Genomic DNA, 12,552 nt, shown 5'->3' with positions numbered 1-12,552 from the left:
CCTGCCTTAATTATGGGGCATCACCCGTAGCTTGCAAGTGCGGATTCTGTATTTTCGTAAATCTTAAGCACTTTATGCAGACTGGTGATCCTTAGTATATCTGTGATTCCGGAATTTACCTCAGACAGTCTGAGATCGCCGCCGGAGTGACGCAAATCCGCAGCGGCTTTAACAAGGGTCCCCAACCCGCTGGAATCAATGTAAATTGCTTTGTTCATGTTTATGACCGCATTGACGCAGCCGGACTCAGTGAGCTCTCTGATGAGCTTGCGGAAGTCTTCCAGGTTGTCATAGTTTATGGATTTCGGCGGTATTATGACAACGCTGTTGCCGCCTTCCTTCTTATATTTCCACATACAGTCCCATTTTATTATGAATTATATGTTCTTAACTCTGCTTTGTAAACTCAATGTAGAATTTCAGTTTTACGAGGAGAAGAATACGTAGGCCATGTAAACAACATAGAGCGCGGCTATGCACCATGAAACAATGGATATTCGCCTGTGCTTTTTTGCGCTCTTATCAAGCTCTATTCCCAGAAGCACAAGGGCAACAACTATGGATGTGATAAGCACCGCCACAGTGTTCACCCTGCTTACGGATGAGTAGACATCGCCTTTAAAGTAAAAAAGGTCACATATGCCTATTATGGTCACATTGAATATATTGGAGCCTATCAGGTTGCCCACTGCCATGTTCACTGAGCCTATTTTTACCGCGGCTATACATACGGCGAGCTCAGGCAGGGATGTTACAAATGCCAGCAGAAAGTTGCCCACGAACGAGCCGCCCAGACCGGTGTCTGTCGCTATGAAATCCGCTGACTTGCTGAGAGCCAGACCCGCGGCAACTATGATTGCCGCTGAAACAGCAAATGAAATAAAGGCGGATGAAAGAGTTGTTCCGTTGACATCGGTTTCCTCAAGCTCCGCTTCCAGTTCATCTTTATGAATGTAGGCTGTGTACATGGAGATAAAATAAACAGCGAAAATTGCTATGCTTGTCACGTTCAGCCAGCCTATGGAAGGCATTGGGACGAAGAGGCCTACTCCGCTGATCATAGTGAGGATTATGACATAAAGCCCGGTTGTGACGTTTGATTTGCTGGCATGGGCGAGTATGCTGCCTTTGCGGTACATGGCGTCCATTATGAAGATAACCAGCATGTTGAACATGTTTGAACCGTAAACATTGCCGAAAGCCAGATCAGGGTTGTCCACAATGGTTACTGCTCCGACGGAGGATATAACCTCCGGCAGACTGGTGGAGGCCGCAATCAGGGTGAGGCCTATGAAGCTGTGCCCAAGCCCTGTTTTTTCGGCAATAACATCTCCGCTGACGGACATTTTTTTACCGGCAAATATCACCGCCGCAGCGGACGCGAGGAAAAGAAGATAATACATACTCAGCACACCTTAAAATATTTCAGATTAATTTTTTGAAATAAGCTACTCAAGCTCTTTCAGGAAGGTTATTTTCCTGCCTTCATAGGCTATAACTTCCTCTTCCGCAAGCTTTTTCAGCAGCCTTGAAAAGGTTTCCGGGGTGGTTCCGAGCAGAAGCGCAAGATCCCCCTTCGGAACCGGGAGGGTGACTGTATTTTTCCCTTTGTGCTGGAGGGTTTCCAGATAATGCAGAAATCTGCCGCGCACATCCTTCAGGGTGAGGTTTTCGATCATGTTGACGAAATATTTTATTCGCCTTGCCAGAAGCCCGATTATCGCCATTGCCACCTTGGGCGTTTTCTCAATCTGTCTGAAAAGCTCCGCCGCATCCATCTCAAGGAGAATACAGTTTTCCATCGCTTCCGAGGTAACGGGGTAGCAGCACTCAAGCTGGAGGATTATCTCTGCGAACATTTCGTTCTGCCCTACGAAGTGGACTATTGCTTCCTTGCCTTCGTTGTTCGTTTTGTAGAGCTTGATTTTCCCTTCCAGCAGAAAGTAGATGTACCTGCCTGTCTGCCCCTCCATGAAGAGTATGCCCCCTTTGTCGAGGGTCTTTACCCTTGAGATCCTGTCGATGACATCCTGTACGCTGTCATCACCGAAAAAAGCCGTTAAAAATTTCTTTACTGCAGTTTTTTTATCCATTCTTGATCCATGTCAAATCATTTACCTGTTATTCTTATATCATAACTCCATCAGAAAAAAAAAGAAGGAGGACAAATTAATGAGTATGTTTTGTATGCAGTGTCAGGAAGCGGCCAAGAACACGGGCTGTACGGTTAAGGGAGTTTGCGGTAAACAGGCTGATACCGCCCAGCTTCAGGATCTTCTCCTCTACACCCTTAAGGGTATAGCTTTCGCAGGCGAATACGCACCTGCCGGAGTTTACGAGAAAGAGGCAGGTTTCTTCACCATCAAGGCGCTTTTTGCCACAATCACCAATGCTAACTTTGACAATGTTAAGCTGACATCTCTTGTGAAAGAGGCTTTGAATATAAGGGAGTCCGTCAAGGCGAAAGCGGCTCTGCCCGCGCAGACTCCGGACTGTGTTACATGGAAACCCGCAAACGATGCGGATCTCGACGCGAAGGCAGCCTCCGTTGGCGTTCTTCTTGAAACAAACGAAGACCTGCGCTCGCTTAAAGAGCTTATCACCTACGGTCTTAAAGGCATAGCGGCTTATGCTGAGCATGCTGCCGTTCTCGGTTATGAGGATGACGCTATCTACTCATTTGCCAAAGAAGCTCTTGCGGCCACAGTGAAAAACCTTGGCATGGAGCAGCTTATCGCACTCGTTATGAAAACCGGCGAAGTGGCTGTTACCACAATGGCGCTCCTTGATAAGGCAAATACCACAAGTTACGGCAGCCCCGAACCCACAGAGGTTAATATCGGCGTTCGCAAAAACCCCGGTATCCTCATCTCCGGCCACGACCTTAAAGACCTTCAGGAGCTCCTTGAGCAGACAGAAGGAACAGGCGTGGATGTTTACACACACAGCGAAATGCTCCCCGGTCACTACTACCCGGCATTCAAAAAATACAGCCATTTCGCAGGTAACTACGGCGGTTCATGGTGGCATCAGGATAAGGAGTTCGATACTTTCAACGGACCTATCCTTATGACTACAAACTGCATAGTGCCGGTTAAGGATTCCTACAAAGACAGAATCTTCACCACTGGCATGGCCGGTTACCCCGGTGTTAAACACATTGCTGACAGAGCAAAAGGCGGCAAAAAGGATTTCTCTGAAATCATAGCGCTTGCTAAAAAATGCGCTGCACCCGTTGAACTTGAAACAGGCAAAATCATCGGCGGTTTCGCTCACGGAACAGTTCTTTCCATAGCCGATAAGGTTATCGAAGCTGTTAAATCCGGCGCTGTAAAAGGCTTTGTTGTTATGGCAGGCTGCGACGGCAGACACAAAACCCGCTCTCACTACACAGAAGTTGCGGAAAAACTGCCCGAAGGCTACATCATCCTCACGGCAGGATGCGCTAAATACCGCTACAATAAGCTGAACCTCGGTACAATCGGCGGAATACCCAGAGTGCTTGATGCCGGTCAGTGCAACGACTCATACTCACTCGCAGTTATCGCGCTTAAACTGAAAGAGGCTTTCGGTCTGGACGATGTTAACAAACTCCCCATCTACTATGATGTGGCATGGTATGAGCAGAAGGCGGTCACTGTTCTTCTCGCCCTTCTTTACCTCGGCGTGAAAAATATCCACCTCGGACCCTCACTGCCCGCGTTCCTTTCTCCGACTGTGGCAAACTTCATAGTTGAGCAGTTCAAACTCAGCCCCGTTAAAGAGGCAGACGAGTTTGTCGGAATGCTCGCTTAATCAAAAAACTTAACATACCGGAAGGGTGCAGACCCTTCCGGTTTTTTTATCTCTTGACTATCACCCTCACACGCAATATCCTCAAGAAAACACGATGTTATTGATATGAATTTTCATGGGGTGAGGCGTGCCTTCAACAGATTTAAGCAAGCTCAGAGTACTTTGCGTTGAGGATGACGAAATAGCCAGACTCTCCATTGTGAACATCATCCGCAGAAGAACGGCTGAGGTTTACATGGCCTCCAACGGGCAGGAGGGGCTTGATATTTTCATGGAAAAACGTCCCGACCTTGTTGTGGCCGACCTTGCAATGCCTGTTATGGACGGCTCGGAAATGATAGCCTCCATAAGGGAGCATGACCTGAATGTCCCCATAGTTATAGTCACAGCTTTTCCCGATCAGGGCAAAAACCTTGACGGAGCGGACTATATTATGGTCAAGCCTGTCCACAAAGATCTCCTTCTCGAACTTCTCCATGCCTGTGTAAGAAAAATCAACGAAAAAGGAAAAGCCTGAAATCTTATTAACCGTCCATCTCTTTTTTATCTCAGTTAAAAGAATCAATCACGTTATTTTTGCATTTTTAGTGAACTATTGCTAAATTTTATTTTAAAAATGTTAAGAAATTCAAAAATTTGTATTGTTGTTTGAGGTTAAGTTTGATATTCTTCGAAATATAAGCATATGACTGCCTTTAGTTAAATCCTTCAAATAAAAACCACGGAGCAGGATTATGAGTTGGGGAAGCAGCGTATATCGTTTCGGACTTTATGCAACATGGGGCATAGTGTTTATCATTGCTTATATCTACTGTGTAAAAACCTATGGCTTTGCCCTTGGCGGCGGGGTGGGCTGGCTGCCTTCCGCTATCGCCGCATATGTCGCCGGACTGATCTGGCCTGCGGTTATTCCTTTTCTGGCTTTCATGCTCATCAGCGGCAGGTTCGTGATTTAGTTCCTTAGGCAATTTGTACATTCTGTCAAATTGCTCACACGCTCGCGGACTGCAAAGCAGTCCTTCGCTTCGCACGGCGCAGTTCCATCCATGGAACTGTTTGAGTCATTGCGAACTCCGCAGGAGTGAAGCAATCTCTCAGTATATTCAGAGACTGCTCCGTCGCTTCGACTCCTCACAGTGACATAGTAATGCGTCATTCTGAACCCTGTAACGGCAAGGCTGTTTTCTACTTCTTTTTGCCGAAATCGTGTCTGATTATTTTGTTTTCGGGGGAAGTACGGTTCTCTTCCGTCGGCTGTTCGGCTTTCTTTTCGGGAATACGGAAATTAACGATAAACTCAGGGGAAACCGGGTCGTTGAACACTGCCGCCACCGCTTCGTAAGGGATAAAAACCTCCTCCCATCTGCCGGAGAATTTCATTGTGACGGATATAAAACTGTCCTCCATTCTGAAATCACGGTATGACTGAGGGCCGAAAACAAGGACAATCCCCCTTGTTTTTTCTTCATCCACTAAACCGCGTCTGCCTATCACCACACCCGGATGCGGCGATATGTGCATGAAAAACTTGAGGTAATTCGCACTTACGCTTCCAATAAGCTCTTTTTTGAAGGGTTTAAGAGAATCCATACTGATTTTATAGCAGGAAAATGAGTTTTTACAAACCGGATTTTCTGCTTACGTCAGCAGGCTTTTCTGACAGTCCACAAGTTCGCGGATTGTGCTGTAGTGTTCGTTTGCCTGAAAGATCATCTTTGTGAACACTTCCGCTGTGGCCAGAGCATCGCCCAGTGCTGTGTGTCTGCCGTTGCACTTCACATTGTACACATCAAAAAGATGATCAAGGGTCAGGTGATCCTCCTTTTTGATAATAGCGCGGGAGTAAATCAGCATAGTGTCCAGCCACTGGTTGTTTAGCTGGCAGCCGAAACAGCTGTTCAGTTCTTTGTTTATCATTTTAATGTCAAAGTTAACATGATGTCCGACTAAGACTGATGTCCCCACAAACTTCATGAAATCAGGGAGAATTTCCTCAACCTTGGGCTTGTCCTGCACCATTTCATCCGTAATGTTGTGCCACTTTATGGACTCAGGCGGAATGACCATCTCCGGGTTGATGAATGTGTTGTAGAAATCGATTATTTTAAAGTTCTGCACCTTAACGGCGGCGATGTTAATTACCCTTGCCTTGGTAAGGTCCAGCCCGGTGGTTTCTGTGTCCACAACTGAGAATACGGCATCCTCAATTTTTTCACCCATGACAGGGTGGCTTTTTGCAGCCTCGCACATTTTATTGACATAAATTGCGATGGGGTCCTTCGGCTTATTCTCAACATTCTTCCTGCCGAACAGCTTAGCTATCATCTTTCACCGGATAAGTTTTTACTTTATGAACATTTGTAATTTATAACACAATTTCATTTCGATAATATTCTAAATATTTTTTTTCTCTTTTTCAAGCTTCTGTTTTTGGTTTATACTGTTTTTTACAATTGTTTACAGAAAAAAGGTGCATTTTTGTCGGATTCCTCTTTCGGTAAAAGGATATGGACGGTTCTTAAAATATCCTTTCCCGCCGCTATGTATAATCTCTTAGGTATGGTTCAGTCCATGGTGGATATGCTTTTTGTCGGGCGGATTTCGTCCGTCAGCGTAGCCGCCGTTGGGGTGAGCATGCAGTATGTGGGCATGCTGTATGCGTTTATGTCTCTGTTTTATGTGGGGACAAATGCTCTTGTCTCGCGGTTTTTCGGTGCAAAAGACCCGGAAAAGGCGGGGCTTGTCAGCTATAACATGTTTGTTCTGGCTTTGGCCTTTTCTGTGCCCCTGTTTGTGGTTGGCTTTTATAAGTCCCACGTGCTTTTCAATATTCTCGGAATGAGCGGGGAGATAGAGGAGATAGGCTCTGTTTATATGAAGATATACTGCTTCTCCATCCCTGTGCTGTTCGCTCAGGGGGTGCTTTACAGCAGTCTGAACGCATACGGCAAAACGAAAATCCCTTTTTATATCGGTATATTCGGCAATATAGTGAATTTTCTGCTGGACTATGCACTGATCTTCGGTGCATGGGGCTTTCCCGCCCTCGGTGTTGCCGGTGTTGCGTACGCGACTGTCATAGCAAGACTGCTTGAATTTTTTATATATGCTTATCTGTGCTTCATCAGAAAAGAGATCGATTTTGTAATGCGTTTTTCGGGCGATCTGCTCCGCAGGGCACTCAAGGTCGGGTTTCCCACATGGATGGAGCGGATGATGACCTTCCCCACATATATTGTTCTTTCCGCTCTGGTGGCCAGATACGGAACAGAGGCGCTCGCAGGCTACCAGATAGGTCTGCGGATCGAGGGCATAGCATTCATGCCCGGCGTGGGGTTCATAGTGGCGACAATGGCGCTCACCGGCAGGCACTTGGGTGCGGGCAATCCCGAAGAGGCGGAGAAGGATGCAATGGCCGCCACTGTGGCCGCATGCGCATTCATGGGGACTGTGGGGCTTCTGATGTTCCTGTTTCCGTCTCCGCTGGCAAGGATGTTCACCACTGACGCCGCCACGGTGGAATCAGCCGCTGAATACCTGCGGATTATGGGTCTGAGCCAGATTCCTCTGGGAATATTCTTCGTGATGAGCGGAGCGCTGAGAGGAGCGGGGGACACAAGGACAACGTTCATTGTAAATACCGCATGCATCTGGCTTCTGCGTGTTCTGCCCGCCGCAGTGATGGTGTGGGCTGGCATTGCTCTTTTCTGGGTTTATCTGGTTGCGGCGCTGGAAAGCGCAGTGAGAGCAGGGCTATTGGTCAGAGTCTTCCTGCGGGGCAGGTGGAAAAGCATAGCTGTGTAGCTACAGCGGGTTATGGCAGGCGAAGGGGCGGTCTTCCGCCAGCTTGGGCTTTTCTATGAGGCACTTATCAGTTCTGTTAAAGCAGCGTTTGTGAAAAACGCATGAGCTGTCATATTCTTCCGTGTTTTTGTCAATCACTCCGGGTATGGAGTAGAGCGTGTCTTTTTTTTCATGCAGGGTCGGCAGACATTTTTTCAGACTGAAGGTGTACGGATGGCGGATCTTGTTTTCCCGCAGGTCGGCGGAATCTGTTTTTTCCATTATTTCGCCTGCGTAGAGGATAACGCATCTGTGGGATATTGCCTGCATAAGCGAGAGATCATGTGTGATAAATATAATGGAGAGGTGCTTCTCCCTGTTGAGCTTGAGGAGCAGTTCTATAATCTGCTTCTGTATTGTGACATCCAGCGCTGTTGTGGGCTCATCTGCAATTAGCAGTTCAGGATCGCTTGCCAGCGCAAGGGCAATCATCACCCTTTGGTTCATGCCGCCTGAAAGCTGGTGGGGGTAGCTTTCCAGCCTTTCCGCCGGATAATCTATCTCAACCTCTTTAAGAAGCTGTTCGGCTTTTTTGCGGGCTTCTGTTTTGCTGATTGCTTTATCCGCAGCGCGTATAGCCTCTGTTATCTGTGTGCCGATCTTCATTACCGGGTTTAGCGATGCCGTGGGGTTCTGAAAAATCATGGATATATTTCTGCCGCGGACAGATCGGAAGTCTTTTTCTGTTTCGAGAGATTTTCCCTCAAAAATAATTTCTCCGGAAAGTTTCTGCACCGGACGGCTGAGTATCCCCAGAACAGTTTTGGCAAGAATGGTTTTGCCGGAGCCTGATTCACCGCCGATTCCGAGTATTTCGCCCTTTTTAACACTGAGGGAAACATCGCGTAAAATATGTATGATTTTTCCGGAATTTTTTATTCCGATATTGAGACCGTTTATAAAAAGCATGTTAAAATATATTTGAAATAGGATCCTTTGTCTATATTATATAAAGTATGAAGATATTCATTCATCTGCCGATAATTACTTCTTCCTGCTTTCCCGATTCGTTTTAGATGGCTGAGGTTCATTTTGCGGCCGTATTTCCCTGAGGCATCGGCAGTGGATGCACGGATTTGAGTTATTAAAATGAGAGATTGCTTCACATTCGTTCGCAATGACGGCAAATGCTTTGCTTAACAGTTCCATGGAAGGAACTGCGCCGTGCGCAGCGAAGCCTTGTTCACCAAGGCGTGAGCGTGTACTTAAATCCGACAGGATGTACGGATTTAAGTTATTAAATAAAGGAGCTCCTTTTATATATGAAAATTCCCGATACAGTCGTCGAAGAGGTTCTGAGTTCAGCGGACATTGTCGACATTGTAGGAGAGGTTGTTCAGCTTAAAAAAGCCGGAAACAGCTATAAAGGTCTCTGCCCCTTTCACGGGGAGAAGACCCCTTCGTTCAACGTTAATCCTGAGAAAAACCTGTTTTACTGCTTCGGTTGCGGAGCAGGGGGGAACGCCATAACCTTTGTTTCCCGCTTTCACAGTTTAAGCTTCACGGATGCTGTTATGTTTCTTGCCGAGCGTTACGGAATAAACGTTACACTCGGTAAGGAGGATTCCAAACGCAGCGGGATCATAGGCCTGCATGAGGACATCCTGCTGGAAACAAAGCGCAGGCTGCTTTCAGCGGAAGGTAAAGAAGCAAGGGAATACATCGCCTCACGCAAGTTTCCTGATGAAATAGTGGATGAGTTCGGTCTGGGCTATTTTCCTCTCCGGCTTGAGACTGAGCCTTATCTCAAAAAATACGGCAAGGATGTTCTTCTGGCTTCCGGTTTGTTTGTGGAAGGGCAGTTCGGCGTGCGGATGCGCTTTTTCAACAGGCTTTCCTTTCCCATCAGGAGCATAACCGGCAAGGTAGTGGGTTTCTCAGGCAGGTCTATGGACGGTTCCATGCCGAAATACATGAACTCGCCGGAGACTGAGGCGTTCAGGAAGAGAGAGATTCTCTACAACTTTGATAAGGCGAAAGATAAGATAAAAAAAACGGAAACCTGTATAATTACAGAAGGTTACTTTGATGTAATGCGCATGGTTGAAAAAGGCTACGGAAACTCCGTGGCGACAATGGGAACAGCGCTGACCAAGGAGCATGTGGATCAGCTTAAGCGCTATGCGCAGGAAGTTGTCCTCCTGTTTGACGGAGATGAGGCAGGGTTCAAGGCCGCTCTTAAGGCGCTGGATGTTTTTCTTGAGTCCAACTTCTTCCCTTACGCCGTCTTTCTTCCCAAAGGGGATGATCCCGACACCTTCCTGCTCCAGAAGGGAGCGGGGGATTTTGCCAAGCTTCTGGATGCGAAAAAGGATCTTTTTCTTTACACGGTTGACCTGCTGAGGGCTAAGTCATCCGACTTCAACAGGAAGCTTGTGAATTTAGGCAGAATAAAAGAGAAGCTTATGCGTATAAAGGATCCGTACAGAAAAGCGCATTACCTTGAAGCTGTTGCGAAGCGCTTTGATGTTGATCCCGACATTATGAAAAAAGACGTTGATCTTTCTCTTGCTAAAACTAACTTAAAGAAGACCAATTCAGCAGGACTGAATTATATATGTGAGAGGCATTTCCTCTCAAGTCTGTTCCAGCTTCCCGAAGACTTGGGGCAGAGGCTTACCGAAGGCGTTGCCGAATCCTATTTCCATGATCCGGTGGCGCGGAAAATATTTAAAAAACTGGTTGAAGTTTTTAGTGAAGGTGGTAGTATCGAAATTCTTGTCAATGATCCCGAAGTGGGTGAGGATATTGCCGAAATGCGTATCCAGCAAGAGTCTCAGGAAGATTATTACCGTTCCGCAATGGAAAACAGGGGTAAAATCATCAGCAATGCTATGCCTGCTTTCAAGAAAAACATGACCAAAAAAATATCCGAGGCAGCTTCTTTTGAGGAGAAGATGGAACTTCTCCGCCTGCAGAACAGTCTGGTTCGGAACGAAGTTATTGATAAGAAATCGGAGGTTTAGGGTAGATGTCGAAAAAGATTAAGACCCCGGAAGTTAAACAGATTATCGCACTGGGGAAAGAGAAGGGATTTCTCACTTTTGACGAGATAAACGACATCCTGCCGGAAGAGATGAGTTCGGCAGAGTTCATTGATGAAATACTCATGCTTCTGGCGCAGCTCAAGATCGATGTTATAGATTCTAAATCCAAGAACAGCAGCCTTCTTTCCGCAGATGATGAAGATGACGAGGTCGATGAGGATGATGAGGTTCTTTCCGCTCTGAAATCAGGCGTTGAGGATTCCATGAGCACGGATGACCCCGTGCGTCTTTACCTTAAGGAGATGGGCAATATTCCGCTTCTTAACAGGGAAGAGGAGATTCAGGTCGCCAGAGAAATCGAGGACGGACAAAGCAAAGTGATCAGAAGCGTTCTGCTTTTCCCCACCACTGCCAAAAAGATTATGGAAATATCCGAAGCGATAAACGACGGCTCCATGAGGCTGAAAGATATAGTGGATGTGGATGACGAGCTTGATTTCGAGTCCGGCGAAATGGATTTTGAAGACACCGAACACGAAGCCGATGCTGAGAACGAGGCGGAAGAGGAAGACAGCTTTGAAGGCTCTGAGGAAGAGGCGGAAACCGAAGAAGTGGAAGCTGCTCCCCAGAAAACAGTGGCAGAGGCTGTTGAAGAGATAGAAAAAGCCAAAACCGCAGCCGCAGAAGCCGCAGAAGACAGGGAAGCGCAGATGCGCGCTCAGTTTGTATGCATTTTTGAGGATATTACCCTGAAACTCAGGGAAAATATAAACCTTGCCGCCAGAATAAAGGACGGCTCGATCAATGTCGAAGACATGATCGAGGTGAACAGGCAGCGTCAGGCTACAGTGGATGAGATTACCGAAAAGCTCCTTGAGATAAAGGTGAACTACTCCAAAATATGCCAGATTGCAAATGACATAAGAGAGATGTACTCCAGAGTCATTGACTCCCAGAGCGACATCCGCAAACTGCTCAAGCTTGTGAAGATCACTTCTTCCCCTGACCCTCTCGAAATAACAGACGAGGATATACTGAAAGCCTGTGATGATACCGGCAAATCAGCCAGCGAGAAGGAGCTTGTGGTTAAAAAGTTTGCCAAAGCCCGTGATACCCTTCTTAAGGAGTACAAGAAACTCGGCTGCGACAAGCAGGAGCTTGAACTGATATACGAAGGGCTTCTTCAGGGTGAAAGGGAAACAGAAAACGCGAAAAGCAAGCTTATAGAGGCGAACCTGCGTCTTGTTGTCTCCATAGCCAAAAAATACACCAACAGAGGCCTCCAATTCCTTGACCTTATCCAGGAAGGGAACATAGGTCTCATGAAGGCTGTTGAAAAGTTTGAGTATAAACGCGGCTACAAGTTCTCCACTTATGCCACATGGTGGATTCGTCAGGCAATAACCAGAGCCATAGCGGATCAGGCGCGCACTATACGCATACCTGTGCATATGATAGAGACCATAAACAAAATGATGAAGATAACCCGCCAGCTCCAGCAGGATTACGGCAGGGAACCCACCCCGGAGGAAATATCCAAGAAGATGGATATTCCCGTGGAGAAAATCAAAAAGGTTATGAAAATAGCCAAAGAGCCTGTTTCCCTTGAAACGCCCATCGGCGAGGACGAGGACAGCAGCCTTGGCGACTTCATAGAAGACAAGAGCGCCACAAACCCCGCAGACGAGGTTATGTACCTCAAGCTGCGCGAACATACCAAGCAGATACTCAACACCCTGTCACAGCGCGAGGCAAACGTTCTCAAGCTGCGTTTCGGAATTGACTGCGAGTCCGATCATACCCTTGAGGAAGTGGGCAAACAGTTCAGTGTAACCCGTGAACGTATCAGGCAGATTGAGGCTAAAGCCTTAAGAAAACTGCGTCACCCCACCAGAAGCAGAATTCTTAAAACTTTTGTAGAATAGCT

At 46.9% G+C, this 12,552-nt stretch carries 12 protein-coding genes; 6 read left to right on the top strand and 6 right to left on the bottom strand.

All coding sequences use genetic code 11. From position 1 onward, the window contains the following. Window positions 1-20 precede the first annotated feature (20 nt). The 3 genes from OSQ85_RS04765 to OSQ85_RS04755 form a co-directional block, all read right to left on the bottom strand. Window positions 21-356 carry an STAS domain-containing protein gene (locus OSQ85_RS04765; RefSeq protein ID WP_265821669.1) on the bottom strand — a complete coding sequence of 112 codons (336 nt, stop codon included), beginning with the start codon at window positions 354-356 and terminating at the stop codon, window positions 21-23. 69 nt (window positions 357-425) lie between these two features. Continuing rightward, window positions 426-1,403 carry a sodium:calcium antiporter gene (locus tag OSQ85_RS04760; protein WP_265821667.1) on the bottom strand — a complete coding sequence of 326 codons (978 nt, stop codon included), beginning with the start codon at window positions 1,401-1,403 and terminating at the stop codon, window positions 426-428. Window positions 1,404-1,448: 45 nt separating this feature from the next. Then, on the bottom strand, window positions 1,449-2,093 hold the full coding sequence (locus OSQ85_RS04755; protein ID WP_265821665.1) for a Crp/Fnr family transcriptional regulator: 645 nt from the start codon (window positions 2,091-2,093) through the stop codon (window positions 1,449-1,451). 79 nt (window positions 2,094-2,172) lie between these two features. Between OSQ85_RS04755 and hcp the strand changes: the two genes are divergently transcribed. The 3 genes from hcp to OSQ85_RS04740 all read left to right on the top strand — a co-directional run bounded on the left by hcp (window position 2,173) and on the right by OSQ85_RS04740 (window position 4,751). Then, window positions 2,173-3,795 carry a hydroxylamine reductase gene (gene hcp / locus OSQ85_RS04750; RefSeq protein ID WP_265821663.1) on the top strand — a complete coding sequence of 541 codons (1,623 nt, stop codon included), beginning with the start codon at window positions 2,173-2,175 and terminating at the stop codon, window positions 3,793-3,795. A 127-nt stretch (window positions 3,796-3,922) separates the two neighbouring features. Beyond that, window positions 3,923-4,312 carry a response regulator gene (locus OSQ85_RS04745; protein ID WP_265821662.1) on the top strand — a complete coding sequence of 130 codons (390 nt, stop codon included), beginning with the start codon at window positions 3,923-3,925 and terminating at the stop codon, window positions 4,310-4,312. Window positions 4,313-4,529: 217 nt separating this feature from the next. Beyond that, window positions 4,530-4,751, top strand: a complete 222-nt coding sequence (locus OSQ85_RS04740) for a hypothetical protein (RefSeq protein ID WP_265821661.1) — start codon at window positions 4,530-4,532, stop codon at window positions 4,749-4,751. A 229-nt stretch (window positions 4,752-4,980) separates the two neighbouring features. Here OSQ85_RS04740 and OSQ85_RS04735 read toward each other — a convergent pair whose 3' ends face one another. Then, window positions 4,981-5,385, bottom strand: a complete 405-nt coding sequence (locus tag OSQ85_RS04735) for a ClpXP protease specificity-enhancing factor SspB (RefSeq protein ID WP_265821660.1) — start codon at window positions 5,383-5,385, stop codon at window positions 4,981-4,983. Between the two features lie 48 nt (window positions 5,386-5,433). Further along, complete coding sequence (locus OSQ85_RS04730) at window positions 5,434-6,120, bottom strand: 3'-5' exonuclease (RefSeq protein ID WP_265821659.1); 687 nt, start codon at window positions 6,118-6,120, stop codon at window positions 5,434-5,436. A gap of 153 nt (window positions 6,121-6,273) precedes the next feature. Between OSQ85_RS04730 and OSQ85_RS04725 the strand changes: the two genes are divergently transcribed. Beyond that, window positions 6,274-7,599 (top strand): MATE family efflux transporter, encoded by a 1,326-nt coding sequence (locus OSQ85_RS04725; protein ID WP_265821657.1) that lies wholly within the window; start codon window positions 6,274-6,276, stop codon window positions 7,597-7,599. Here the strand turns inward: OSQ85_RS04725 and OSQ85_RS04720 are convergent, their stop codons facing one another. Next, window positions 7,600-8,547, bottom strand: a complete 948-nt coding sequence (locus OSQ85_RS04720; protein WP_265821656.1) for an ABC transporter ATP-binding protein — start codon at window positions 8,545-8,547, stop codon at window positions 7,600-7,602. It lies immediately after the preceding gene. A 353-nt stretch (window positions 8,548-8,900) separates the two neighbouring features. On the opposite strand from OSQ85_RS04720, the gene dnaG reads away from it, so the two are divergent. Beyond that, window positions 8,901-10,604: a DNA primase gene (gene dnaG, locus OSQ85_RS04715; protein ID WP_265821654.1), complete on the top strand. Its 1,704-nt coding sequence runs from the start codon at window positions 8,901-8,903 to the stop codon at window positions 10,602-10,604. A 5-nt stretch (window positions 10,605-10,609) separates the two neighbouring features. Further along, window positions 10,610-12,550: an RNA polymerase sigma factor RpoD gene (gene rpoD, locus OSQ85_RS04710; RefSeq protein ID WP_265821652.1), complete on the top strand. Its 1,941-nt coding sequence runs from the start codon at window positions 10,610-10,612 to the stop codon at window positions 12,548-12,550. Window positions 12,551-12,552: the final 2 nt, after the last annotated feature.

This window comes from Geovibrio ferrireducens (assembly GCF_026226615.1).
In the GTDB taxonomy this organism is placed as follows: domain Bacteria; phylum Chrysiogenota; class Deferribacteres; order Deferribacterales; family Geovibrionaceae; genus Geovibrio; species Geovibrio ferrireducens.
This window is presented reverse-complemented; position numbering and strand designations above follow the sequence as displayed.

What these genes read in the sequence shown, in the direction of transcription:
- OSQ85_RS04765 (WP_265821669.1), bottom strand. Translation starts at nt 356, where the DNA reads ATGTGGAAATATAAGAAGGAAGGCGGCAACAGCGTTGTCATAATACCG.
- OSQ85_RS04760 (WP_265821667.1), bottom strand. Translation starts at nt 1,403, where the DNA reads ATGTATTATCTTCTTTTCCTCGCGTCCGCTGCGGCGGTGATATTTGCC.
- OSQ85_RS04755 (WP_265821665.1), bottom strand. Translation starts at nt 2,093, where the DNA reads ATGGATAAAAAAACTGCAGTAAAGAAATTTTTAACGGCTTTTTTCGGT.
- hcp (WP_265821663.1), top strand. Translation starts at nt 2,173, where the DNA reads ATGAGTATGTTTTGTATGCAGTGTCAGGAAGCGGCCAAGAACACGGGC.
- OSQ85_RS04740 (WP_265821661.1), top strand. Translation starts at nt 4,530, where the DNA reads ATGAGTTGGGGAAGCAGCGTATATCGTTTCGGACTTTATGCAACATGG.
- OSQ85_RS04735 (WP_265821660.1), bottom strand. Translation starts at nt 5,385, where the DNA reads ATGGATTCTCTTAAACCCTTCAAAAAAGAGCTTATTGGAAGCGTAAGT.
- OSQ85_RS04730 (WP_265821659.1), bottom strand. Translation starts at nt 6,120, where the DNA reads ATGATAGCTAAGCTGTTCGGCAGGAAGAATGTTGAGAATAAGCCGAAG.
- OSQ85_RS04720 (WP_265821656.1), bottom strand. Translation starts at nt 8,547, where the DNA reads ATGCTTTTTATAAACGGTCTCAATATCGGAATAAAAAATTCCGGAAAA.
- dnaG (WP_265821654.1), top strand. Translation starts at nt 8,901, where the DNA reads ATGAAAATTCCCGATACAGTCGTCGAAGAGGTTCTGAGTTCAGCGGAC.
- rpoD (WP_265821652.1), top strand. Translation starts at nt 10,610, where the DNA reads ATGTCGAAAAAGATTAAGACCCCGGAAGTTAAACAGATTATCGCACTG.